This window comes from Streptomyces sp. NPDC024698, assembly GCF_055559015.1.
Window position 1 is genome coordinate 87,625 of sequence record NZ_JBVHLK010000023.1, and the last position, 22,386, is coordinate 110,010.

A 22,386-nucleotide genomic window follows, 5' to 3' on the forward strand; every position below is an offset into this window, starting at 1 on the left:
TCCATGACAGAGCGTCAAATAAGAGATGAGCGAGGCGATGGACCGACTCCACAGGACCGCGTGGGCGGCACTCCCCCTCCTGCTGCCCTTCCTGGCGGCAGGAGCGGCCTCGGCCTCGCCGCCCGGACCCACGCTCCCGTTCGGAAGTGTCCGCTCGGTACATCCCGGCGACACACTGACGGTCAACACCGCCGCCAGCGACGCCACTTACCTCGCGACGATCAACTCCGCCGCGTTCGTCGCCCCGGGGAAGCTGCGCATGATGCATCCGGTGCTGACCACCACCGTCACCATCGCCTGCGACGCCCGGCCCGGCACCTACCCGGTGACGCGCCGCGGCGCCGGAGACGTGGGCCCGGACGAGCATCCGTTCCGATGGGCACAGGTGCGCGTGGAACCCGCCGACGAGGCGGCACGCCGCGCCTGCCGGAGCAAGGCCGGCAAACTGCCTCCGCCCCGGCTGGAGGAGCGCTGGGCTCCGGACAGAACGTGGCCCCAGTCGGCATGGGACGTGCGGACCTTCCGGGCCGGCAGCCGGATCACGATCACGGACAACGACGACGAGGGATCGGACGGAGACATCACGCTCACCTCCCGCGCCTTCACCGACCACCCCGTGCTGCGCGGCGCCAAAGCCGTCCTGACCGCCACCACCACCTTGACCTGCGACTCCGCACCCGGCATCTACGTCGTCTACCGGCACGACGTCGACCGGACCGGCCCCGACAAACCATGGGCCCGTCTGCGTATCGCCCCCACCGCACCCGGAAAGGCCTGCGCCGCTCAGCAGGCCGTGAAGCGCTCAGCCGGGGCATCCCGTGTCGGCACGGTGGCCTGGGCGGCGGGCGGCGTACTCCTCGCCATCGCGGCCGGAGCCGGACTTCTTCGGTGGGTCAACTCCCGCCGCACACGCTCCGCCTGAGCGCGTTCCCACCTGGCCGGTCGGCCCAGGAGCGAGGAGGCGGACCAGATGCCGAGGGCCGCGGCGACGGCCAGGACGCCGTAGCCGAGGGGCTACTGGGTGCTGGAGCGGCCGGTGCATCTCAAGGGCGCACCGGTCGGCGTACGACGGAGCGGGTCCTCGGGCCCCAGCCGATGCCGCCGGCGTGGGCCTGCATCACAGGGCGGTAGGCGTGGGTGGCGCCGCCGTCATCGCGGTCCGTCGAACGTCCGTGGTCGACGAAGCTGTTCGGGGTGAGGCCCGTACCGCAGGCCCACTCGGGCCGGCTGCTGCCGGGCCATGCCCCTGTACGAGGCCACCCTCGCCCAGTTCGAGCAGGTCTTGGGCGACACTCACCCCGACACACCAGGAAGCCGCGACAACCTCGCGTGTGACGCCCGCCGACTGCGCCGGAGCCCCGCGGGTCCGGCGCATGCGTTCTCGGCGTTCTCTCAGGCCGAGACCGAGAGGTGACGCCGCCTCAGATGGTCGGGGTGTTGTCGACAATCGGCCGGTGAATCTCAACGACCGGCTTCCACCCCGCGGAGAACTCGATGAAGTCCGCACGGGTGGGGTAGGTGTCGATCGCGCGACGGTCACGCTTGGGACTGTCGTTCCCCTTGCGCCCCCGGGGAATCTGCTCCTCGAAGATGTCGACCTTCACGTCGGGAACCTCCTTGAGGCCCTGGCGCCAGATCTGCACGATGTCGGCGCCGAACGCCTGCCGGGCCGCGGCGTAAAGGGCCGTGAGGGCCCCCTTGTCCCCACCAGGGACGAAAAGCGCCAGGTCCAGCACGACACCGGCGGACTGGAGAACCTCAATGGTCACCGGGCCGTTCTCGTCGGCCAGGTAGATTCCGGCTTCATTCTCGTCGTCGGGAAGGCAGGAGACCTCTTCCTGGAATACGGTCCTCGCCGTGATCGAGCCGCCCTCGAAATACTCACCGGAGTTGGTCAGAAAAGCAGGGACATAGCAGCCGGGAAGCTTGAGTTCTGCCGTATCGGCGGAAATGAAGAGCTTGTCCTTCACGCCGAGCTTCGTCACCTCTTCCAGCGAGAGGCGGCGAGCGGCGATCTTCTCCGTGTTCACGATTTCCCTTTCAGGTTGCACTGTCCCTCCGAACCAGGACGCTACCACGAAACCCCGAGGTCAACTGCCCAGCAATCTTTGGGTAAATGACCTCCGGTGACCTGCGCGGAAGGCTTCCGAAGCGCGTGCCACTCGGCCGGGAACACGCATCCGCCAGGTAGTGGCCCTCGGCATCGCGTCGGGGATCAACAGGCGGTTGCATTTCGGTGCGTTGGGTAGCGCGGTGGAACTAAAAGAGAGTTTACGGTAGATATCACCCATATCACCTTCGGGAAGATGGCGGCAGGGTAAGACGATCCATTCGTCGTGCATCTCGAAGAGCGCAGCGGAATCCAACCGGGTGATCCGACAACGCAACAAGAGGTCCCCCACCGGCAACATCTGGATGGAGCGCGAACCGGAAGTCGCGTACTACCGCGCCATCTCCTCGACCAGCGCCCCCTGGGCGGGAGTCGGGATCGCCGTCCGTCTCACCTGGCCAGCCGCCCCAGCAGTGACGACGCCGACCAGATGCCGAGGGCCGCGGCCACGGTCAGTACGCCGTAGTCGAGGGGCAGATGCGCGGGCGTCCCGAGCAACAGGCCGCGCAGGGCGTCGACCTGATAACTGAGCGGGTTGACCAGACTGACGGCCTGGAGCCAGCCGGGCATGATCGCCACCGGGTAGAGGGCGTTGGAGCCGAAGAAGAGGGGCATGGTGATGGCCTGCCCGATGCCCATCAGCCGGTCCCGGGTGAGCACGATGCCCGCGATCGTCATCGACAGGCAGGAGAAGAAGGCCGAACCGAGCACGACGGCCACGGCCACGCCGAGGAGCCGCAGCGGGTTCCACGTCATCGCCACCCCGAGCAGCGCGGCGATCACGACGACCACCACGGCCTGGATCAGCGCCTTCACTCCGGCGGCGAACGCCTTGCCGGTGATGAGCGCCGAGCGGGGCGTGGGGGTGACGAGCAGCTTGGTGAGGATGCCCGCGTCCCGCTCCCAGATGATCATGATGCCGTAGAAGATGGCGATGAACATGGCGGACTGGGCGATGATGCCGGGCGCCAGATAGTCGAGGTAGGGGATCCCGCCGGTCGGGATCGCGTGGATCCGGGTGAACGTCTCGCCGAAGATCAGCAGCCAGAGGGCCGGCTGGATCGCCCGGGTGTAGAGCTCGGTGCGGTCGTGGCGGAGCTTCTGGAGCTCGACCGCGCACATCGCGGCCACCCGGGCCGGCAGCACACGCCAGCCCGTGCGGGCCTTCGGCGGGATCACGAGCAGGTCGAGACTCCCGGGGCGGACGTGCTCAGCCGACGCGGGAAGCGGTACGGCGGGTGCTTCGGACATCGCTGAAGTCTCCTGATCGGTCGTCGAGTCCACTGCCGGCGACGTCGCGGAAGACGTCCTCCAGGGTGGGCGGTTCACCGCCGCCGGTGATGCCGCGGCGCTCACCGAGTCCCGCCCTCAGCTCGTCCGGTGTGCCGAGCGCGCGGACGCGTCCGCGGTGCATCAGGGCGACCCGGTCGCAGTACTGGTCGGCCTCGTCCATGTAGTGGGTCGTCACGAGGACGGTCATGCCGGTGGCGGCCCGTACGGCGTTGATGTGCTCCCACACGCTGGTGCGGGCGATCGGGTCGAGGCCGATGGTCGGCTCGTCCAGGATCAGCAGCCGGGGCGCGCTGACCAGTGCCTGGGCGAGTTCCAGACGGCGGACCATGCCTCCGGAGTACGTCTTGGCGAGCCGGTCGGCGGCGTCACCGAGGCCGACGGCGTCGAGCGCCTGGGCGACACGGGCCGCGCGTTCACGCCGGGACACGTCGAAGACGCGGGCGAACAGGACCACGTTCTCCCGGCCGGTGAGTCCGGAGTCGGCGGACAGCTGTTGCGGCACGTAGCCCAACAGGCGGCGTACCGCCATGCGTTCACGGGTGGCGTCGTGCCCGAAGACATGGACCCTTCCCGAGGGGACCGGCAGGAGCGTGGTGATACACCTCAGTGCCGTCGTCTTGCCGGCGCCGTTGGGCCCGAGCAGTCCGAACACCTCGCCGTCACGGACGTCGAGGTCGAGACCGTCCACCGCGTTCATCTCGCCGAAGGCGTAGACGAGTCCGGCGCAGGACACGGCGTCGGTAGGGCGGTCGTCATGGGGGTCGGGTCCGGGTTCGGGCCCGCGTTCGGGGCTCGCGGGCCGTGCGGGTTCCTCGCGTCCGTTCCTGTGCCGTCTCATGACTCCTCGGCCTCCTCGTGCAGGTTCGCCGCCAGTTTGCGCAGGGCCGGCAGGGCGGCCTCCAGCGCGGCACGGTCGGCCGCGTCGAGGCGGGCCACCTGGCCGCGTACGAGCACCGCGCGCCGCTGTCGCCAGTCGCGCAGCCGGGCGTCGGCCGCGGGGGTGGACAGCAGGCGTGCGGCGCGCCGGTCGGCCGGGTCCGTCTCGCGGATCAGATAGCCCTCCCCCACCAGCCGGTTGACCAGGGTCGAGACCGAATTGCCCGCCAGATAGAGCTCCTTGGCCGCTTCCGACACACGGATGCCCGGCCGGTCGACGACCAGCCGCAGCAGGTCGACCTCGGCGCCGCGCAGGGTCGGTCCGGTCGTGCCCGCGCGCAGCCGCCGTCTGATCAGCCGCTGGAGTCCGGCCAGGGCGTCCGCCAGGGTCTCGGGGAAATGCTCCGGATCCGCCTTCACACTCCGAGATTACCTCTGTGTCAGAGGTAATTCGGGAAAGGGAGGGTCAAGAGTCCGGCTCCGGGACCGAAGGTGTGCGTGCCGGTTCGGCGGGTAACCGTTGCCCTGCTCACCGGCGCACCCCGGCGCCGGGTGGATCCCGACGGGTCCGTTCCCATTTGGAGGTAGCCGTGCCGGCCGAAGAGGCTCCTGTGTCCATCGACGCGCGTGCGTGCGGCGAGGGTGTCGCCCTGGTCACCGTCGCCGGGGAGCTGGACGTCGAGACAGCCCCCGAACTGCACAGCCGACTGGTGGACGAGATCCGTGACGGACGGCGGCACCTGCTGCTCGATCTGTCCGCGGTCCCGTTCATGGACTCGTCCGGCATCAACGCCCTGCTCAAGGCTCACGACGCCGCCGGGCGCGCGGGCGGCGGGGTGTGTCTCGTGTCCCCGGCCCAGGCCGTCCAGCGCATTCTGGATCTCACGGGCGTCAGCCTCGCCATCCCGTCGGTGCGTGACGTCGACACCGCCCTGGTCCGCATAGGCGAGGGAACGGCCCGGCACTGAGACCCCGGCACCAGGGTGTGTCCGGCGGCGGTGAGGGCACAGGGATGACAGTTGTCATTTGACAACCGTAAGCAGGAGACAACAGAGTGATCGCCTCGGACAGGAAGGTGATCACCGAGAGCTGGAGACAAGGATCCGAGATGACGCACCGGGCGAGCCCGGCCGCCCCCGTGCGGCGACCGCGACGCGCCGGCCCACGACGACCGGGTCCCGGTCCGGGCCGCCGCGCCGTTCAGGCCGTGCGGACGTCGACCCTGTCGGCCGCGTCGCCCTCGTGGAGCTGGGCGTCCGCGGCCGCGCAGAACGCCGACAGCCCCTCCACGAGCGCCGCCCGCCCGGCGGCCGGCATCTGCGCGAGGACCGCCTCCACGGCACGCTCCCGGCGCTCCCGCAGCTCGGCGAGGAAGGTCCGGCCCCTGGGACTGAGGAACAGCCGGAGCTCCCGGCGGCTGACGTCGCTCGGTGCCCGCTCGACGTACCCGACGGCCTGGAGCCGGTCGCAGAGCCTGCTGGTCGAGGGAGGCGTGGAGCCGAGCGCGTCGGCGAGGGTTCTCAGGTTGATGCCCTCGTCGTGTTCCAGGATGAACAGGACCCGTAGCTGAGAGGCGGACACCGGTGACGTCGAGGCACGCCCCCAGAGGATCTCCAGCAGCTCGGCCGCCTCGGCGGTCACCCGAGCCACCTCGCTCGGGTGCGGACGCGGGCCGGAAGAAGTCACCGTCCAACTCTCCCAGTCTTCTCGGGCGCTGTCAGTCTGCGGAAGCGACAACAGGGACACAACAATAGATTCCAGCCCCCGCGCTCGATGGACCGGCCCACACGGAGCGTGGATCCGGCATCGTACTAGTCGAAGAACGGCCTACCCGACATGGTGAACAGATTCGTGGCCGCGGAGCGCTCCTTGCGCACCGCGGCACCCCACCAGCTGCTGGACGCCGTCCGTGACGTGCTGTGCGCTCACTACGCGGCCGATTCCGTCGAGCTCTTCATGGCCGACTACGGACTCACCGTGCTTCAGCCCGTGTCGGTGCTGCCGCACACCCTGGAACCCATTCCGGTGCACACCAGCCCCGAGGGCCGCGCCTTCGGGGCGCAGGAGCCCTTCGTCGAGGAACGCGGCGAGGGGATCGTACGCGCCCACCTCCCGGTGACGGTGCGCGGCGACCGGCTCGGCGTCCTGTCCGTCACCCTGCCCTCGGCGGCCTGCGACGCGGAGACGCTCACCGAGCTCGCCGACATCGCGGAGGTCCTCGGTCACGAGGTGCTCGTGGCCGAACGGGACACCGACCTCTACCTCCAGGCACGCCGCAAGGACCGGCTGACGCTGGCCGCGGAGATGCAGTGGCAACTGCTGCCCGGCCGCTCCTGCGCCCGGCCCGAGTACGAGCTCGGCGCCCAGCTGGAACCCGCCTACGCCATCTTCGGCGACAACTTCGACTGGTCGGCCGACGCATCCCGGCTGTCCCTCTACGTCACGAACGGGATGGGCGAGGGCATCGAGGCGTCGCTGCTGACGAATCTCGGCATCAACGCCCTGCGCAACGCGCGCCGGGCCGGCATCCCGCTCCACGACCAGGCGGCGCTGGCCGACCAGGCGATCTACGCCCAGTACCGGGGCGCCCGGTATCTGTCCGTGCTCATGCTCGACTTCGAGCTGGCCACCGGCCGGATGCGGGTGATCGACGCGGGGTCCCCCCAGATGCTGCGGCTGCGCGGCCGGACGGTCGAACGCGTCGACTTCGAGGCCCAGCTGCCCCTCGGCATGTTCGAGGAGACCGACTACCTCGTGCAGGAGTTCCGGGTGGAGCCCGGCGACCGGCTCCTCTTCGTGAGCGACGGCGTCCACGCCGTCGCGGGGCCGGGCGGGGAGGCGTACGGGGAGAAGGCCCTGGCCATGGCGATCACCTCCACCCGGCTGCTGCCCGCGACGGAGGTGCCCCGCGCCGTCCTGAGGGAGCTCACGGGCCACCGGGGCAGGCCCAGACCGGAGGACGACGCCCTGGTGGTGTGTCTCGACTGGCACGGGCCGTCGGGCGACGGGCAGTAGCGCACTCGACCGCCCCCGAGGGGCCCGGGGCGGTCGGCGCACGCCCCTCGCCCCGAGGACGGGGGAGGACGGGGAAGGACAGGGCCCGCGAACACATCGTGCGTCCGGAGACCGCCGCCGCCCGGCCGGAGACCGCCGTCATCCGTCCGCGGGCGGCCGCCGTCCGTCGGGCCACTCGTCCGTACGGTGTGCGGTGGCCGGCGCACACCGTGCCGCCTCGAACGCGCGCAGACCGTCCTCCAGCGATGTCCGCTGGAGCGGGGTCATCGCCGCGAGGACGGCGGCCAGGTCCTGGGTCCGCCGGGCGCGGATCTCCGCGAGCGCGGTGCCGCCCTGCGGCGTGAGCAGCAGGCACAGGGCACGCCGGTCGTGGGGGTGCGGAATCCGCTGGAGCAGGCCGGCCGCCTCCAGTCGGTCGCAGAGACGGCTCGCCGTCGGCAGGGTGACGCCGACCCTTTCGGCCAGGTCGGTGAGGGTGGGCGCGGGACGGCGGCCGACAGCGCTCAAGGCCTTCAACTGCTGTGCGGACAACCGCGATCCGAGGGACCGACCGGCCGAGGTCCACAGCTCCGTCAGTCCCTCGACGGCGTCCGCGAGCCGTCCGGCGACCACCTCGGGACGAGGTCCCGCTCCTGCTCGGTCCATGTCCGCGTCATCCCTCACGGGCATCACGCACGGCCCTGAACGCCGCTCTCACAGCGCTCCGTTCGGGCCGGGCGCCTCGCCGCGCAGTCGACTACCCGGGCCGCGGGGACGAGCAACACCGCCGCCCGGACGGAGAGTTGCGTCGCGGTCGGCGGTGAGGGCTGAATCGCGGATGATGCTCGTTCCTCGGAATCGTGGGTGGCCGAACGGGCGGCTGGAGGTGTCAGAACGGCACGACGGCGCTCACGGTCTTGCCGTCGGGGCGCGAGAGCACGGTCAGTTCGGAGGACAGGCGCCGCACCAGCGGCCAGCCGAAACCGCCCTGTCCTGTCAGGTCCAGACGCCGGGGACGCGGCGGCTCGGGGTCGTCGTCGGAGACCGAGATGCCCACTCCGTCGCCCATGTCCCTCAGGTCCAGGCGGCACAGCCGGCCGCGCGCGTGCCGCACCACGTTCGTCACCAGTTCGGAGACCACGAGCATGACGGCCTCGGCCACCTCCCGCGGCACCGTGCGCGGCAGCCCTCCGAGGAACGTTCTGACCATCCCCCGGGCGTGCACTGCGGCCTGCGGGTCCCTCTCCAGCCTCGCGCCGAGACCGGGACCGAAGTCGCGGGCCGGTTCGACGGTGGTCGGGCCGAAGTCGCAGGGCGGTTCGACGGTGGTCATGCCTTCGCCTCCCTTGCCGTACATCCCGCCCCTACGCCGCGGTGCGGCGCCCTCCGTGTCGGTCCGGTGTGCCGGGCGGGATGTCCCCCTCCTTCCCGGAGCACCGTCACCCATGTCCCGGGTTCCCCCACCTTCACACCGCAGTCACAGGAGACCCGGTCGAGGGCCGCGCCGCCGAGCGGCCGACCTCGTGGAACGCGGGGGACTGCCGCCACGGATCGGGGGCACAAGGGCACACGTCCCGGACGCCCGCGGGTGGTTCGGCGACATCGCTCCCGTGGCGGTCGTACGGGGCCGGGCGACCCCGGACCGGCACGGTCGAGCGGCCCGGGTGGTGGCCCTCGCCGGGCAGGGGCCGGCGGGGCCACCACCCCGGCACCGCTCCTCGGCCGCCCGGCGCGACGCGGCGGAACACGACACGGACCACAGGAGGCGGCGGATGTCCCGGACGACCATCACGGCACGGGCCGAGGCGGACAGGACGGTGGACCCGGCGGAGATCGTGCGGCGCAAGCAGCGGTTCCGCAGACGTCTGGAACGGCTCATCGGCATCGCGGCCACCGAGGGGAACGAGCTGGTTCCCCTGCGCAACGGCGACCGGATCTTCGCCGCGATGCTCGACGCGGTGCGGTCCGCCGAGCACACCATCGACATGATGACCTTCGTCTACTGGCGCGGGGAGATAGCCCGCGAGTTCGCGGCGGCCCTGTCCGAGCGGGCCCGCGCGGGTCTTCGCGTACGCCTGCTGCTGGACGGCTTCGGCGCGAAGCGGATCGAAGGCGAGCTGCTGCGGTCCATGACCGCCGCCGGTGTCCAGGTCGCGTGGTTCCGCAAACCGCTGTGGCTCTCGCCCCTGAAGCAGAACCACCGCTGCCACCGCAAGGCACTCGTCGTCGACGAGCACACCGCGTTCACCGGCGGGGTGGGCATCGCCGAGGAGTGGTGCGGTGACGCGCGCGGCCCCTCCGAGTGGCGGGACACCCACGTCAAGGTGCGCGGCCCCGCCGTCGACGGCATCGCCGCGGCCTTCGCGCAGAACTGGGCGGAGTGCCACGACGAGCTCTTCGACGACCGGGACCGCTTCGCCGGTCACGATCAGCCCGGCACGGCCACCGTGCAGGTGGTGCGCGGATCCGCCAGTTTCGGCTGGCAGGACATGCAGACCCTGATCCGGGTGATGCTCGGCTCCGCCGAGGAACGCTTCCGCCTCGCCACCGCGTACTTCGCCCCCGACATCTACTTCGTGGACCTGCTGTGCGCGACGGCGCGCCGCGGTGTCCGGGTGGAGATCCTGCTGCCCGGTCCGCACACCGACCAGCGGGCCTGTCAGCTGGCCGGGCAGAACCACTACGGCGCGCTGCTGGCCGCGGGCGTCGAGATACTCCAGTACCAGCCGACCATGCTCCACACCAAGATCATGACGGTGGACGGGGTGGCTTCCCTCATCGGTTCCACCAACTTCAACCGCCGCTCCATGGAGCACGACGAGGAGGTCATGCTCGCCGTCCTCGACGAGAACTTCACCGCGGTCCTCGACCGGGACTTCGACCACGACCGGGAGAACGCCGTGAGCATCGATCCGGGCCGCTGGCGGCACAGGTCACCCGTCCAGCGCGCCAAGGAGCTGGCCGTCGCACCGCTGCGCCGCTTCCTCTAGGCGAGGACGCGATCGGCGCGGTGCGACGGGTCCGGCCGGGGCGTGATCGGTCCGGTCGGGAGATGGCCGGCGAGGCGGTCAGCGGGGCCGCTCGCCGGTCTCGCAGACCTTGCGGGCGATCTCCCGCAGTTTGATGTTGTGGTCCTGGGAGGCCTTCTTCAGCACGGCGAAGGCCTCCTCCTCGCCGAGACCATGGCGCTCCATGAGGATGCCCATCGCCTCACCGATCTCGTGGCGGGTCTCCAGGGCGTGCCCGAGCTGCTGCTGCTTGCGGGCCGAGGACAGGGCTACGGCGGCGTGCGAGGCCAGCACCCAGCCGGCGCTCCGAGCCGACTCGTCGAACATGTCCGGACGGCGCGAGTACACGTTGAGGGCGCCGAGTTCGTCCTCGTCGGTGAACAGCAGGAAGCCCATCATGCTGCCCATTCCCAGCTTCCTCAGCTCGGGCGCCAGGCGGGCCCACTTCGCGTGCGGCCGGCGCAGGTCGGGGATGGCGTACAGCTGCTCCCGCTCGGTCACCGCGTCGAAGCACGGGCCCTCGCGCAGATCCTGCTGGATGCGGTCCGCCATGCGCACGACGTCGCTGGTCGCGGCCAGTGCGCTGACCTCGCCGCGGCGGACCGTGAGGATGCCGCTCTCGTCGCAGCCGTTGATCAGCACCGTCGCGTGCTCCACGATCCGGTCCAGGGTGCCCTGTACCGAGTCCTGGGCGAGCAGGTCCCGCGCCATGTCCGCCAGGGCGACGGCAAACTTCTCCCAGATCTCGCCGGACTCCTGCGCCATGGGACATCCGTTCATCCGTCGAAACGAAACGAGCCTTCACCTGGGGTTCCATTTTGCCACCCGTTCGTCCCGCCGGGCCGAACGGGTGGCGCGGCGGTCGCCGGCCCGCGGGAATTCCGGCCGAACCACGCGCCCGCTCCGTTCGGGCACCCCATATCCACGGGATCTTTGCATGCGCCGCCCGTTTGATCCGGTGGGTCAAGGTGACCCGACAAGGGACCGGATTCCGGAGAACCCGCTCGATTCGATCAGGAGGTTCGTATGGAGAACTGGCGTGAAGGCGCGTCCTGCCGCACCGTCGACCCCGATCTGTTCTTCCCCATAGGCAGTACCGGCCCCGCGGTGCTCCAGATCCAGGAGGCGAAGGCGGTCTGCGAGGGCTGCCCGGTCCGTGAGAAGTGCCTGGACTGGGCCCTGGACACGGGCCAGAGCGTCGGCGTCTGGGGTGGTACGAGCGAGTCGGAACGGCGGGCGCTGGCGCGGCGCCGTTCCCGCCTGCGCTCACAGAACACACCCGCGTAGCGCGGTAGGCGGGCAGCACCGGGCCTCACCACGGGGCCGGGTTGGCGCAGGTGACCGGGTCGGACGCGGCGGAAGACATTCCGCCGACGTGACCCGAACGAAGGACACGATGGAGATCGATCCGAGCCGGAACAGGAAGTCGTCGTACGAGGCGCTGGGGACGCTCACCAGCGCGTTCGGCGGCGAGCTGCGCAATGTGACGGACGCGCGGCTGGCCGCGGACGGCTATCTGCGTGCCCTCGCGCGCGCGACGCCGCCCCGGGCCCCCGAACACTGGGACGACATCCTGCTGGTGGTCACCGAACTCGCAGCGAACACGATCCAGTACGCGCCCGGCCCCTTCGAGCTCCAACTGCGGCCCACCGTCGGCGGCGTGCACGTGACGCTCCACGACAGCAGCACCACGGCGCCCGCGCCGCGCCGCTTCCGCCCCTCGCAGGGCGGGGGCGGCATCGGCTGGCATCTCATCCACGCGCTGTCCGACCAGGTCAGTGTGATCGTGCGGCCCGACGGCAAGGACGTCCACGCGTTCCTGCCGTGGTGACGGCACGTCACCCGCGGCCCTGCCACTCCCGCGTGCCGGCCCGCGGGAGTGGTTCGGAAGCGGAGGCGCCGACCGTACGGACACGGAGGTGTCGTTCCGGGCGAGAGGGGCACACGGGTCCGGTGAGGGAAACCGTTCCGTCACCGTCGCACGATCGAGGTGGAGCCTTGAGTCCGGAGCAGGAACCGTCCGAGCGCGAGCACGCGGTGTGGGACCGGGTGCGCCGCGAGGCCACCGGGATGAACCATCACCGGGCGAAGGCCGCCCTCGGCGAGGTCCGGGAGGCGGCCGAGCGGAACGCGCCGGAGGGTTCGGCCGAGGGCACGATGGCACCCGACGCGCGGACGGAGGTGGAGGAGTGGGAGCGGATCACCGATGCCCTGGCCGATCACGCCGGTTCGTACGACCCGGCCACCGACCCCTTCGTCCAGGGGCAGCTCACCGCCCGGTCCCACCGCGCCCGTACATCGGTGCGACACGACGAGTGAGCGCCACCCCTCCCGCATTGTCAGTGCTGTACGGAACAATGCTGGTCAGCAGGAGCGTCACCGCCGGTGGCGTGTGATCCGTCCGTCCGTCGAAAGGCCGCCCGCACATGACGCCGACCCCGCACCTCCGTGCCGTGCCGCGAGCGCCGATCGGAGGGCGGTGACCATGCTGCGGCCGCTGTCCCGCACGCGCGTCGCGCTCGGTCCCGAGGATGCCGAGGTACTGCGTCTGATCACGGAGCGCCGGTTCCCCGTCCGCCTCACCGTGCACGCGAACGGCCGCCGCCGGTACGGGTATTGGCTTCCGTTCGACCCCACGACCGGGCGCGGCGGCTGCTATGTCGCGCTGCCCACGGGCGAGTGCGACGCGCTGCACGCGGCGGGCCTGATCGTGCTCGGCGATCCGCTCGTCGATCCCGCGAAGACCACGTACACGGTCCTGCCCGCGGTGCGTACCGCGGTCTCGGGGCGTGGCGAGACGCCCGGCCGGAGCGGGACGACGAGCGGCGCGGCGGCCGGCCGGACCGAGACGGCCGCACCTGGTGCGACGAGGAACACGACCCCGTTCCGGCACGCCCTGACGGCCTGATCCCCTTCCCGCCCCACCACCATGTGCGGAACGGCGCCGCGTCGCGGGCGGACACAGCGGCGGGGGAAGGCTCGGCCCGCTCAGCCCTTCGGGGCTGACGAGAGCGGCACCTCGGCCGTGATGCGCTTGCCCCCGGCCCGCAGCCGCGAGACGACGACGTCGCTGGCCAGGGTGCAGACGATCATCCAGCCGCGGCCGCCCACCCGTATACGACCGGCCTCGTCGAACGGGTCGCCGGTCTCGGGCAGCCGGTCGCTCCGGTCGCTCACGGACAGCCGTACCGCCCGCCCGGTGCGGATCACGTCGAAGGCCGTGACACCACCGCCGTGGAGCATCGCGTTGGTCACCAGCTCGGACGCCACGAGCAGGGCGTCACCGGCGTCCTCGGCGTCATGGACGAGCCCGTCGGGCGGGGCCGCGAGGGCGCGCCTGACGGCCTGCCGCACGTCCGCGGGATTCCCGGGACCCGCCGGGACCCCCTGTCGCGCGTCGGCCACCGTGTCGGTGGCGGACCCAAGACCCTGCCGGCACATGCCCCACTCCTCCGTTCCTGGCCGTCGTTCCACCGGCCTCGCAGCGCGATCCCGCACCGGACCATCCGGCGAGGGCCTGATCATGTCTCTTGTCCTCATGGGCAGTTGACTCTCTTCCACCGCCGTCACGGGCCGCCCGGAGGCGCCCGCGGATGCCTTCGGGCAGCGGCCCTGGATGCTTCGGACCGCCCTCGGGAGCCGTGGGTTCCGGGCCGGTGTCGCGTCGGACGGGCGTCTCTGCCCTGCCCTTCGCCGGAACGCCGGCGGCGGAGGTCTTCCTGTTCCCGGCCGCCACGGATGTCGTGCCCGCTTCCCGGCCCGGACGTGTCTTTCTACGGCTGACCGTGAATCGCCCGCCCAAACCTGGACGTTCGCGCATCCACCGGACTTCGCCTCCGCCGCCCCGGCAGGCGACGGCACACGAACAGCTCGCGAACGTCTCCGGCCGACGTGTCCCACCCGTACCACCGGGACTTACCGTCAAGTAATATCCGCGGCAGTCCCCGGAGGAGGAACCGTGCCACGGCCCGAACGATCTCCCTTGCTGCTCGCAGGCCTTCTGGCCACCGCGGGTGCCGCCCACTTCGCCGCACCGCGGCAGTTCGACGCCATCGTGCCGCGCGCCCTCCCGGGATCGCCCCGGACCTGGACGTACGTGAGCGGTGTCGCCGAACTCGCCCTGGCGGCGGGCGTGGCAGTCCCCCGCACACGCCGGGTCGCGGCTCTGACCACCGCCGCGTTCTTCGTGGGGGTCTTCCCCGCCAACGTCCAGATGGCGGTGGATTGGCGCCGCCGTCCCGCGCCGCTCAGGGCCGCGGCTCTCGCCCGGCTCCCGCTCCAGGTGCCGCTCGTACTGTGGGCGCGCGGAGTCGCCCGGTCCGGAAAGGGACAGTCATGACATCTCAGGTGAACGTGGGCGACCAGGTCGAGGACTTCACGCTGCCGGACGAGACCGGCGCGGAGCGGAGCCTGTCCGGGCTGCTGGCCGAGGGACCGGTGGTGCTCTTCTTCTATCCCGCCGCCCTCACCGCCGGCTGCACGGCCGAGGCCTGCCACTTCCGCGATCTGGCCACCGAGTTCACGGCCGCCGGCGCGCGTCCGGTCGGGATCAGCGGTGACGCGGTCGACCGGCAGCAGGAGTTCGCCGACCGTCACACGCTCGGCTTCCCTCTGCTGTCCGACGCCGACGGGTCCGTCCGGGAGCGGTTCGGGGTGAAGCGGGGCTTCAGCCTGGCCCCGACGAAGCGGGTCACCTTCGTCATAGGGAAGGACCGCACCGTACTCGAGGTGGTCCGCAGCGAGCTGCGCATGAGCGCCCACGCCGACCGCGCTCTCGCCGCGCTGCGCGAGCACAAGGGCTGAGACGTCCGGGGGCGTTCACAGGCTCTCCCGGCCGCAGTGAACGGGGCCCGCCCCTATGCGGATGGAGGGCGGGCCCCGTTCACTGCGCCCCATTCTCGGCACGGTCCGCGTCCGCCGACAGGGAGTGCGGCCCGGTGACGTGGGGACACCGCTCACACCCCGTGCGCGCCCCGCGCCTCCCGTGTGCGCCCCCTTCTCGCGTGCGCCCCCTCCGTGTGCGGCCCCCTCTCGTCCGCGCCCCTCCGCGAGCGCGTGACCCCCTCGGCTCAGGGCCGTACCCCGCGGTGCGGCGCCGCACCGCCCTCCACCGGCCGCGCGGTCCGCCGGCGCCCGCGAGGCGGCCTGTCGGGCGCCCGGCCGAACGGTCATGCTGGAGCCGACGCGCCGGACCCACGAACCACGGAGGCCCCATGACGGACCAGGTGACATCCCTCGAAGTGAGGCCGGCCGCTGGGCACATCGGCGCCGAGATCACGGGAGTCGACCTGGCCGAGCCGCCGTCGCACGAGGTCGTGGGCGCGATCCGGGCGGCGCTGCTGCGCTGGAAGGTCCTGTTCTTCCGCGGCCAGCGGCTCGACCACGCCTCCCATGTGGCCCTCGCCCGCCGGTTCGGAACACCCGTCCGTCTCCGGTCGCGGGGCGGCGCGTCGCCGGGGGACTTCCCCGAGGTGGAGACGACGGCCGACCGGCTCGAACTGGGCGGGCGCTACGGCATGGACCACGAGGAGTGGCTGCGCAGGCGCCGGCACTCCCTGCTGCGCGGGTGGCACTGCGACCACGGCGCCCGCGTCGACCCCCCGGCCGCGACGATCCTGCGCGCCGAGGCCGTACCCCCGTTCGGCGGGGACACGACCTGGTCGAACCTGGCCGCCGCCTACGCCGGTCTCTCGGCGCCGGTGCGGGCCTTCGTCGACACCCTGCGCGCCGAGCACCGGCTCGGCGTCGGGTACCAGAGCCGGCCGGGCGACGACGCGTACGTCCGTCATCTGCTGGACCGTCAGATCGCCACCGAGCATCCGCTGGTGCGCGTGCACCCGGAGACGGGCGAGCGGATCCTGTTCGTCAACGGCTACTACGTCGAGCAGATCCTCCAGGTGTCCCGCCCCGAGAGCCACGCTCTCCTGGACATGCTTCTCGAGCAGGCGACCCGGCCCGAGTACACGGTCCGCTTCCGCTGGGAACCGGGCAGTGTGGCGTTCTGGGACAACCGGGCCACCATCCATCTGGCACCGAGCGACACCGCCCATCTCGACCACCCCCGGATCATGCACCGGGTGATGCTGGCCGGTGATGTCCCGAGGGGGGTGGACGGTGAGCCGTCGGCGCCGATCGTGGGCAGCGAGCCCGGCCGCTGGTGAGCCGGGCCGTGCGGACGCCGGGAGCGGGCCGCCGTCAGAAGACGCCCTGCCCGGGGACCAGGATCCCCCGCGGGTCGTACGTGTGCCGGGCGGTGGCGAGCCGTCGGTAGGCGGGACCGAAGTGCTCGCGCCAGTCCGCGGCGCCGAAGGGGACCGAGCCGACCGGGTAGTGCGTGCCGCCCGCCGCGTGGACGGTGTCGTAGGCGGCCCGGTTGGCGGCGAGGAGACGGTCGACGGTCGCGGTGTCGTCGGGCGGGGTCGTCCGCAGGACGGCCAGCAGATAGGACACCCGGTCGTCGGGGGTGCGCAGCAGCGGGGCGTGCAGCTTCCCGCGCAGCACCGGGTACAGCAGGACGACACCGGGCCCGAGGTCGGCCGGTGTGAGGTCCGCGAGCAGTGACTCGGCCAGCGCGGCCGCCGAACGGCCCGGCAGCAGCAGGTTCAGCCAGGGGTGGGCGAAGGCCCACAGGCCGGCTTCCTGGAGGGCGGCCACCGAGGCCGCGAGCCGGTCGAGGAAGTCGTAGTAGCCGAGGTCGCTCACCTGCACCCCGGCGGGATCGTGCCGCAGCCCGCGCAGCAGCGCCGTGTCGTCGGGGGCGGGCCCGACGGGCGGGCCGTAGGCGACGGCTTCGATGACATAGCCGCGGAAGGCCCCGTCGGCGTCGGCGTTCACCTGGCCCTCGACATAGCCGAAACGGCCCTCCTCGACGAGCAGGCGCTGGTCGTCGAGGAAGGTGCGCAGGTCGTCGTACGGGAGGAGGTAGTGCCGTACGGTCGTGGGCGCGGGGACCAGGCGCAGGGTGGCGCCGACGATGATCGCGCACTGGCCGAGCCCGGCGAGCACGGCGTGGAACAGGTCGGGGTGACGGTCCGGGGAGCAGCGGACGAGGTCGCCCGCGCCGGTGACGACCTGGAGTTCCGTCACGTTGTCGACCTGGGCGCCCTGCCGGTGGGTCTGGCCGCCGATGCCGCCCACCGACAGGGTTCCGCCGACGGAGAGTTCGAGGTAGTCGGTGAAGGTGGGCGGGGTGAGTCCATGGGCGAGGGTGGCCCGGGCGACCTGGCTCCATCGGGCTCCCGCGCCGACGGTGACCGTCGTGCTTCCCGGCCGGACCGGGCCGATGGACGCGAGCGGTGCGGTCTCGATGACGAGGCCGCCGTCGACCTGTGCCTGTCCCTGCGTGGCGTGGCCCTGGCCGCGCGGTGCGACGGACACACCGTGCTTGTTGCAGAAGCGCACCATGGCGACGACGTCGCGGACCGAGCCGGGCCGCAACACGGCGGCCGGACGCCGGTGGACGATGTGGCCGAAGTCGTCGGCGTCCGCCGTGAGGGAGGCGTCGTCGGTGTGCACGCTGCCGTCGAGCGCCGGCAGACCGGCGAGCGGGCGGCCGTTCGCGCTAGTGGTGGTGGCCGCCCAGCTACGGGTGAAGGGATCGAATCCGACGACCGCGGCGCCGGCGGCGGCCAGGCCCTGAAGTGCGGTACGTCGCGAGGGTGTCCGGGGCATGAGCTCCTCCAGGGGCGGCCGCTTCGAGATCAACTGGGGCCGAGTGTAGGGGACTTGGGAGTCCCTGGGGCCGATTGATCCGAACGCGCGCGCTGGTGCCCGGGGGCCGTGCGAAACGGCCGCGTCCGCCGCCCCGGGCGGGACGGCGGACGCGGTGAACCGAGTTCCGGGGAACGTCAGTTGGCGAGCGAGGTGCCCTGCGGCCCGTCACCGTCGAGGTCGACCGGCGTACGGCTGAAACCGGGGAGTTCCAGCGGACCGTTCGCCTTCGCGGGGCCGCTCTCGGCGTTCTGTCCGCCGAGGTTCTGGCGGACCGAGTCGAGAATGGTCAGACCCTGCGCGACCAGCCCGGCCGCGATCTCGCCGAGACCGTCGGCGCCGTTGAGGACGTTGACGTTCGCGCCCGCGAGACCGCCGGCCGCCTCCTTGACGATCAGCGGCAGCTGGTCGATCAGCATCCGGTCGAGCGCGACCCGGTCGTGCGAGGCCGCCGCCTCGGCCTGGATCTTCATGCGCTCGGCGTCGGCGATGGCGAGGACCTTGATGCGCTCGGCCTCGGCCTCGGCCGGCTTGACGACCTCGGCGACCAGCTGCTGCTGACGCAGCAGGGCGGCCCGCTGGGCGAGTTCGGTCTGCGCCGCGAGGACCTCCTGCTGCGCGTGGGCCTGGGCGAGCGGGCCCGCCTGGGCGGCCTGCGCCTGGGCGCGGTCCACCTCGGCCGAGTACTCCGCCTGCACGATGGCCGTCTGCCGGGCGTACTCGGCCTGGTTGCGCGCCGCCACCTGCTGCGCCTCGACGGAGGCCTGTGTGGCCTGCGCCTGGGCGATCTGGGCCTGGCGCTGGATGGCCGCCTTGTGCGGGGCGGACATCGCGTCGATGTAGCCCGTGTCGCCGTCGTCGATCGACTGGATCTGGAGCGAGTCGACTATCAGGCCGATCTTCGCCATCTCCAGCTTCGAGGTGTCGAGCACCTCGGCGGCGAGCTTCTGCCGCTCGGTGACGATCTCCTCGACCGTCATCGAACCGATGATGGACCGCAGATGGCCCGCGAAGATCCGGCCCGTCAGGACCGACATCTGGTCCTGGTCGGACAGGAACCGCTGTCCCGCGTTGATGATGCTCTCGGTGTCGTTGCCGACCTTGAAAGCGATCACGGCACGGACGTGCAGCGAGATGCCCTGCTTCGTGACACAGGTCTCGGTGACCTCCGCCTCGCACATGGCCAGGGTCAGGAAGCGGGTCTTACGGAACACGGGAAGCACGAACTTGCCGTGCCCCGTCACCACTCGGAACGGCGCGCCCCCCAGTCCCCGCCTGCCACCCGAGATCAACATCGCCTCATCGGGAGCGGGTACGCGATAACCGAACATGCTTCTCCTTCTCAACCGGCGCCGACGGCGTCGCCGTCGAGCGCGTCCAGCGGATCGGCCCACTCGATGACGTCGACCTCACGACATCCCCTGGACTCGATCACCAGCACGGTCGCCCCCTTGGGCAGGGGCTCCCGGGACCAGGCATGGAAGGTTTCGGATCCGCCTCTCACACGCACCAGGATCTCGCCGGGACCGGCGCTCCCCCGCGTGCCGATGAGCAGTTCCCCCGTGCAGCCGATCACGGCTTCGTCCTGCACCACAGCCGGCCACCCCCCATCACTCTGAATCTGTCTCTGACCTTAGACCCAGCCGTTTCGGGGCGTGTACGCCCCCCGTCGCTCGACGGCCCCGCCAGGGGTACGCGTCCGGGTCTCAGCAGCAGTGTGAGCTCAACCTCCGGTCAAGCGAAAGGCCTTGCCACGGGTCGGCCCGCACAAGTACTCGCCGGGGGGCGCGCGGGCGGGTCGCCGGACGGGAACGGCGGCCGGACCTCCGGTCGGCACCGGCCCGACGACGTTGCCCCGCGGGCACGCGCGCGAGCCCGGCGGCTCACTCGGGAGGCTGAGTGTGCCGCCGGGCTCGGAGCGGGCCACGGGGTCCGGGCGGTGACCGCCCGGACCCGCGAACCGTCGACCGTCAGTTGTTGGTGCAGGTGTTTCCGGCGGCCGGGTTCAGCAGCGCCACCACGTTGACCGTGGTGCCACACAGGTTCACGGGGATGTTGACGGGGATCTGGATGACGTTGCCGGACAGGACTCCGGGACTGTTCGCCGCTGCACCGACCACCGGTACGGGGTCGGCGGCGGCGGTCCCGGCGGTGGCCAGCAGGGCGACGCTGGCGAGTCCGGCGGCGGCCATCAGACGAATACGCATTCCAAGCTCCGTTCATTCGCGGTGGTGCGAGCTCCTCCACCATCACCTTTGCGAACAATTACCGACATTCCAGCGCAGCCGAACGGGGGTTCGCCCCGCGCGGCAGCCGGGGAGCGGACCGGGCCGGGGGCGCGTCGCGCGGGGCGTACGGAATGCCCGTAGCGTGAATACAGACCCGGTGGAACAGGGAGAAACCATGACAACGAGCCAGTCCGACGCGTCCGTGCCCTCCGATGACAGGGCGACCCCCGACACGCTGCTGCACACCGGGACCGAGGGCCCGGTGACGGCCGAGGACCTGGTTCTCGCCGCGGGTCGCGACGTCACACCGCAGAACCTCGCCTGGGCCGAACGCAAGCTCGCGGCAGAAGGCTCCGCGGCGGTGGACAAGCTGCTGCCCTAGGGCCTGCCGTTTGGATCAGTTCGCGGACGCGGGGTCCGGTGCGCCGCGGCAGGACGACCCCGGACCGGCTCCGATGCGGTGGAGCCGGCCCGGGGACCGCGCGTGAAGGGGCGGGTCAGGAGGCGGGGCACTCCTTCCATGCCAGGTGGTAGACGGTGCTGATGTCACCGTCCGTCGAGTCCATGGTCATGAAGCTGGAGCTGCCCGGTGCCGAGGTGCCCGCGTTGACGCGGAGCTCGGTGTTGATGTTGAAGTTGCGCTGAACGCCACAGGGCGCCCAGACCAGTTGGGCCCAGTCCGTGGTGTCCGTGGCCTGCCAGTCGTCGCCGTACGGGCCGCGGAACGGGTGGGTGATGGACGCGGTGTTCGAGGATCCCTGGAAGTAGTACGAGGCCTTCTCGGTGCTGCTCGCGCCCGACTGGAGCGAGGCGAAGCCGCGGTAGTCGGCCTGGGCGATGGCATAGGTGAAGCCCTGCGGAACATGCACGATCAGGTTGAGCTGGCAGTTCTTGCGGAACGCGGTGGGGTCGGCGTTGCCTCCGACCTGGGCGAGGTAGTCGCTGTAGGTCACGGTGAACGCGGTGTTGTCCGGGGAGACGGCGACGGCCGCGGTGCCCTGGGGACAGCCGGATCCGTTGACCGTGGCGACACTGATGACGATCTTGTCCGGGGGCGGGTCCTGGATACCGGAGGACGGGCTCGACAGGGGAAGCGCTGTGGCGAACAGGGCGGCGATCGCGCCGCCCATGAACAGGCCACCGGCCATGGTGCTCCAATCCGTTGCGTCGGTGTTCCGGCGGTACGCGGGCGCGCCGCCGTGAATGGGGGGTGCGGCTCCCCGAACGGACGGGGAGCCGTCGCTGACCAGTGCGGTGGATCAAGCGCGACTCGTTTGTGCATGCGCATGACAAATACGCATGGCCGAGCCACTCCCGGTTGTGAAGGAGCAGTGAAGGCCGGGAGCGACGAAATCGTACGTACGGCGGGTCACGGCGGACAGGGCCATCTCCGGCCATTCGATACGCGCCGTTCACAGCCCGCGCCACGGTCACGGGGTCCGTTCACCGCCGTTCACGCCACTTGCGCGCGTTCGTCCACGGGCGGGCGCCCGGATGTCCCGAGGCGGTCCGTCCCCTGTCCCCGGGCGGGCCGGGAGACGACGGGACCGTGCGAATCACCCGCCCCCTCGGCGCGTCCCGGACACCCCTGCGACACTGAGACACATGGATCCACGACACCTGAGACTCGGCCGCCGCCGAATATGGATGAGCGGTGCTGTCTGTTTCCTGGTCCTCGGGCCGATCGCCTGGTTCTTCGGTGGCTGGATTCCCTTCGCACTGCTGGCCGTTGCCCTCGTCCTCGCCACCGCGGTCTCGCACTGGCGGGCCCCCAGCTGGCTGGCGCCCGCCATCGCCAAGGGCCAGTCGGAGAGCCGCCGGGACGTCGCCACCTTCTGCGTGGTCATAGCGGTGAGCGGCTACGCCCAGCCGCCGTCCCAGCCCGCCCCCTCCGCCTCGGCTCTCGCGGCCGTGCGCCTGGAGGCCTACCGGGCCGCGGCGGACGACGATCTCTCCGAGGATCTGCGGCTGCTCGCCGCCGACGCGCTGGCGGCGGCGGACCAGGCGAACACCGAGGACACCCCGGCGGCCTGGCGTGCGGCACGGGCCGGCGCGGAACGGCTCGCGCACGCCGCCCAGGAGGGCAATCCGTACGTACGGCAGCTGCTGATCCAGTGGGTGGAGGGCAACCCGGCGAGCGACCGCTAGGGCGCGTCCGCGCCGAGCG

At 71.5% G+C, this 22,386-nt stretch carries 27 protein-coding genes; 13 read left to right on the forward strand and 14 right to left on the reverse strand.

Going from position 1 to position 22,386, the window contains the following annotated elements; genetic code table 11:
• Positions 1-37: 37 nt before the first annotated feature.
• Positions 38-922: a hypothetical protein gene (locus ACZ4AA_RS32830; RefSeq protein ID WP_467610844.1), complete on the forward strand. Its 885-nt coding sequence runs from the start codon at positions 38-40 to the stop codon at positions 920-922.
• A 499-nt stretch (positions 923-1,421) separates the two neighbouring features.
• Here the strand turns inward: ACZ4AA_RS32830 and ACZ4AA_RS32835 are convergent, their stop codons facing one another.
• The 4 genes from ACZ4AA_RS32835 to ACZ4AA_RS32850 form a co-directional block, all read right to left on the reverse strand.
• Positions 1,422-2,030 (reverse strand): hypothetical protein, encoded by a 609-nt coding sequence (locus ACZ4AA_RS32835; RefSeq protein WP_467610846.1) that lies wholly within the window; start codon positions 2,028-2,030, stop codon positions 1,422-1,424.
• Between the two features lie 470 nt (positions 2,031-2,500).
• Positions 2,501-3,361, reverse strand: coding sequence for an ABC transporter permease (locus ACZ4AA_RS32840; protein WP_467610848.1), 861 nt, complete (start codon positions 3,359-3,361; stop codon positions 2,501-2,503).
• Positions 3,321-4,241 carry an ATP-binding cassette domain-containing protein gene (locus ACZ4AA_RS32845; RefSeq protein ID WP_467610850.1) on the reverse strand — a complete coding sequence of 307 codons (921 nt, stop codon included), beginning with the start codon at positions 4,239-4,241 and terminating at the stop codon, positions 3,321-3,323. Before ACZ4AA_RS32845 ends, ACZ4AA_RS32840 begins: the two co-directional genes overlap by 41 nt.
• Entirely contained in the window at positions 4,238-4,699 is a 462-nt protein-coding gene (locus ACZ4AA_RS32850; protein WP_467610852.1) for a MarR family winged helix-turn-helix transcriptional regulator, read from the reverse strand. The genes ACZ4AA_RS32845 and ACZ4AA_RS32850 overlap by 4 nt, the downstream gene beginning before the upstream one ends.
• Before the next feature lie 191 nt (positions 4,700-4,890).
• Between ACZ4AA_RS32850 and ACZ4AA_RS32855 the strand changes: the two genes are divergently transcribed.
• On the forward strand, positions 4,891-5,247 hold the full coding sequence (locus ACZ4AA_RS32855) for an STAS domain-containing protein (RefSeq protein WP_467610854.1): 357 nt from the start codon (positions 4,891-4,893) through the stop codon (positions 5,245-5,247).
• Between the two features lie 232 nt (positions 5,248-5,479).
• Here the strand turns inward: ACZ4AA_RS32855 and ACZ4AA_RS32860 are convergent, their stop codons facing one another.
• Complete coding sequence (locus ACZ4AA_RS32860; protein ID WP_467610856.1) at positions 5,480-5,920, reverse strand: MarR family winged helix-turn-helix transcriptional regulator; 441 nt, start codon at positions 5,918-5,920, stop codon at positions 5,480-5,482.
• 195 nt (positions 5,921-6,115) lie between these two features.
• Here ACZ4AA_RS32860 and ACZ4AA_RS32865 point away from each other — a divergent pair, with 195 nt between their 5' ends.
• Positions 6,116-7,294, forward strand: a complete 1,179-nt coding sequence (locus tag ACZ4AA_RS32865) for a PP2C family protein-serine/threonine phosphatase (RefSeq protein ID WP_467610858.1) — start codon at positions 6,116-6,118, stop codon at positions 7,292-7,294.
• A 138-nt stretch (positions 7,295-7,432) separates the two neighbouring features.
• Here ACZ4AA_RS32865 and ACZ4AA_RS32870 read toward each other — a convergent pair whose 3' ends face one another.
• Together ACZ4AA_RS32870 and ACZ4AA_RS32875 are read right to left on the reverse strand one after the other, a co-directional pair.
• A complete protein-coding gene (locus ACZ4AA_RS32870) occupies positions 7,433-7,939 on the reverse strand; it encodes a MarR family winged helix-turn-helix transcriptional regulator (protein ID WP_467610860.1) in 507 nt (168 codons plus the stop codon).
• A gap of 223 nt (positions 7,940-8,162) precedes the next feature.
• Positions 8,163-8,606: an ATP-binding protein gene (locus ACZ4AA_RS32875; RefSeq protein ID WP_467610862.1), complete on the reverse strand. Its 444-nt coding sequence runs from the start codon at positions 8,604-8,606 to the stop codon at positions 8,163-8,165.
• A gap of 439 nt (positions 8,607-9,045) precedes the next feature.
• On the opposite strand from ACZ4AA_RS32875, the gene ACZ4AA_RS32880 reads away from it, so the two are divergent.
• On the forward strand, positions 9,046-10,263 hold the full coding sequence (locus ACZ4AA_RS32880; RefSeq protein WP_467610864.1) for a phospholipase D-like domain-containing protein: 1,218 nt from the start codon (positions 9,046-9,048) through the stop codon (positions 10,261-10,263).
• Positions 10,264-10,341: 78 nt separating this feature from the next.
• Here ACZ4AA_RS32880 and ACZ4AA_RS32885 read toward each other — a convergent pair whose 3' ends face one another.
• A complete protein-coding gene (locus ACZ4AA_RS32885; RefSeq protein ID WP_467610866.1) occupies positions 10,342-11,046 on the reverse strand; it encodes a GAF and ANTAR domain-containing protein in 705 nt (234 codons plus the stop codon).
• 261 nt (positions 11,047-11,307) lie between these two features.
• Here ACZ4AA_RS32885 and ACZ4AA_RS32890 point away from each other — a divergent pair, with 261 nt between their 5' ends.
• The 4 genes from ACZ4AA_RS32890 to ACZ4AA_RS32905 all read left to right on the forward strand — a co-directional run bounded on the left by ACZ4AA_RS32890 (position 11,308) and on the right by ACZ4AA_RS32905 (position 13,189).
• Entirely contained in the window at positions 11,308-11,568 is a 261-nt protein-coding gene (locus ACZ4AA_RS32890) for a WhiB family transcriptional regulator (protein ID WP_467610868.1), read from the forward strand.
• 109 nt (positions 11,569-11,677) lie between these two features.
• Positions 11,678-12,112, forward strand: coding sequence for an ATP-binding protein (locus tag ACZ4AA_RS32895; RefSeq protein WP_467610916.1), 435 nt, complete (start codon positions 11,678-11,680; stop codon positions 12,110-12,112).
• 167 nt (positions 12,113-12,279) lie between these two features.
• A complete protein-coding gene (locus ACZ4AA_RS32900) occupies positions 12,280-12,600 on the forward strand; it encodes a hypothetical protein (protein WP_467610870.1) in 321 nt (106 codons plus the stop codon).
• Between the two features lie 166 nt (positions 12,601-12,766).
• The gene (locus tag ACZ4AA_RS32905) at positions 12,767-13,189 is read left to right on the forward strand and encodes a hypothetical protein (protein ID WP_467610872.1); all 423 of its coding nucleotides are present in this window, start codon (positions 12,767-12,769) and stop codon (positions 13,187-13,189) included.
• 80 nt (positions 13,190-13,269) lie between these two features.
• Here ACZ4AA_RS32905 and ACZ4AA_RS32910 read toward each other — a convergent pair whose 3' ends face one another.
• The gene (locus ACZ4AA_RS32910; RefSeq protein WP_467610874.1) at positions 13,270-13,722 is read right to left on the reverse strand and encodes an ATP-binding protein; all 453 of its coding nucleotides are present in this window, start codon (positions 13,720-13,722) and stop codon (positions 13,270-13,272) included.
• Positions 13,723-14,239: 517 nt separating this feature from the next.
• Between ACZ4AA_RS32910 and ACZ4AA_RS32915 the strand changes: the two genes are divergently transcribed.
• The 3 genes from ACZ4AA_RS32915 (at position 14,240) to ACZ4AA_RS32925 (ending at position 16,442) form a co-directional block, all read left to right on the forward strand.
• Positions 14,240-14,620: a DoxX family protein gene (locus ACZ4AA_RS32915; protein ID WP_467610876.1), complete on the forward strand. Its 381-nt coding sequence runs from the start codon at positions 14,240-14,242 to the stop codon at positions 14,618-14,620.
• Positions 14,617-15,084: a peroxiredoxin gene (locus ACZ4AA_RS32920; protein WP_467610878.1), complete on the forward strand. Its 468-nt coding sequence runs from the start codon at positions 14,617-14,619 to the stop codon at positions 15,082-15,084. Before ACZ4AA_RS32915 ends, ACZ4AA_RS32920 begins: the two co-directional genes overlap by 4 nt.
• A 410-nt stretch (positions 15,085-15,494) precedes the next feature.
• Entirely contained in the window at positions 15,495-16,442 is a 948-nt protein-coding gene (locus ACZ4AA_RS32925; protein ID WP_467610880.1) for a TauD/TfdA dioxygenase family protein, read from the forward strand.
• A gap of 34 nt (positions 16,443-16,476) precedes the next feature.
• Here the strand turns inward: ACZ4AA_RS32925 and ACZ4AA_RS32930 are convergent, their stop codons facing one another.
• The 4 genes from ACZ4AA_RS32930 to ACZ4AA_RS32945 all read right to left on the reverse strand — a co-directional run bounded on the left by ACZ4AA_RS32930 (position 16,477) and on the right by ACZ4AA_RS32945 (position 20,198).
• Positions 16,477-17,952 (reverse strand): FAD-binding protein, encoded by a 1,476-nt coding sequence (locus ACZ4AA_RS32930; protein WP_467610882.1) that lies wholly within the window; start codon positions 17,950-17,952, stop codon positions 16,477-16,479.
• 176 nt (positions 17,953-18,128) lie between these two features.
• On the reverse strand, positions 18,129-19,322 hold the full coding sequence (locus tag ACZ4AA_RS32935; protein WP_467610884.1) for an SPFH domain-containing protein: 1,194 nt from the start codon (positions 19,320-19,322) through the stop codon (positions 18,129-18,131).
• Between the two features lie 11 nt (positions 19,323-19,333).
• Complete coding sequence (locus ACZ4AA_RS32940; RefSeq protein WP_467610886.1) at positions 19,334-19,585, reverse strand: hypothetical protein; 252 nt, start codon at positions 19,583-19,585, stop codon at positions 19,334-19,336.
• Between the two features lie 376 nt (positions 19,586-19,961).
• Positions 19,962-20,198, reverse strand: coding sequence for a chaplin (locus tag ACZ4AA_RS32945; protein WP_339127507.1), 237 nt, complete (start codon positions 20,196-20,198; stop codon positions 19,962-19,964).
• A 196-nt stretch (positions 20,199-20,394) separates the two neighbouring features.
• On the opposite strand from ACZ4AA_RS32945, the gene ACZ4AA_RS32950 reads away from it, so the two are divergent.
• On the forward strand, positions 20,395-20,601 hold the full coding sequence (locus tag ACZ4AA_RS32950) for a hypothetical protein (protein WP_467610888.1): 207 nt from the start codon (positions 20,395-20,397) through the stop codon (positions 20,599-20,601).
• Positions 20,602-20,716: 115 nt separating this feature from the next.
• Here the strand turns inward: ACZ4AA_RS32950 and ACZ4AA_RS32955 are convergent, their stop codons facing one another.
• Positions 20,717-21,367 carry a DUF4360 domain-containing protein gene (locus ACZ4AA_RS32955; RefSeq protein WP_467610890.1) on the reverse strand — a complete coding sequence of 217 codons (651 nt, stop codon included), beginning with the start codon at positions 21,365-21,367 and terminating at the stop codon, positions 20,717-20,719.
• 457 nt (positions 21,368-21,824) lie between these two features.
• On the opposite strand from ACZ4AA_RS32955, the gene ACZ4AA_RS32960 reads away from it, so the two are divergent.
• Complete coding sequence (locus ACZ4AA_RS32960) at positions 21,825-22,367, forward strand: hypothetical protein (RefSeq protein ID WP_467610892.1); 543 nt, start codon at positions 21,825-21,827, stop codon at positions 22,365-22,367.
• Positions 22,368-22,386: the final 19 nt, after the last annotated feature.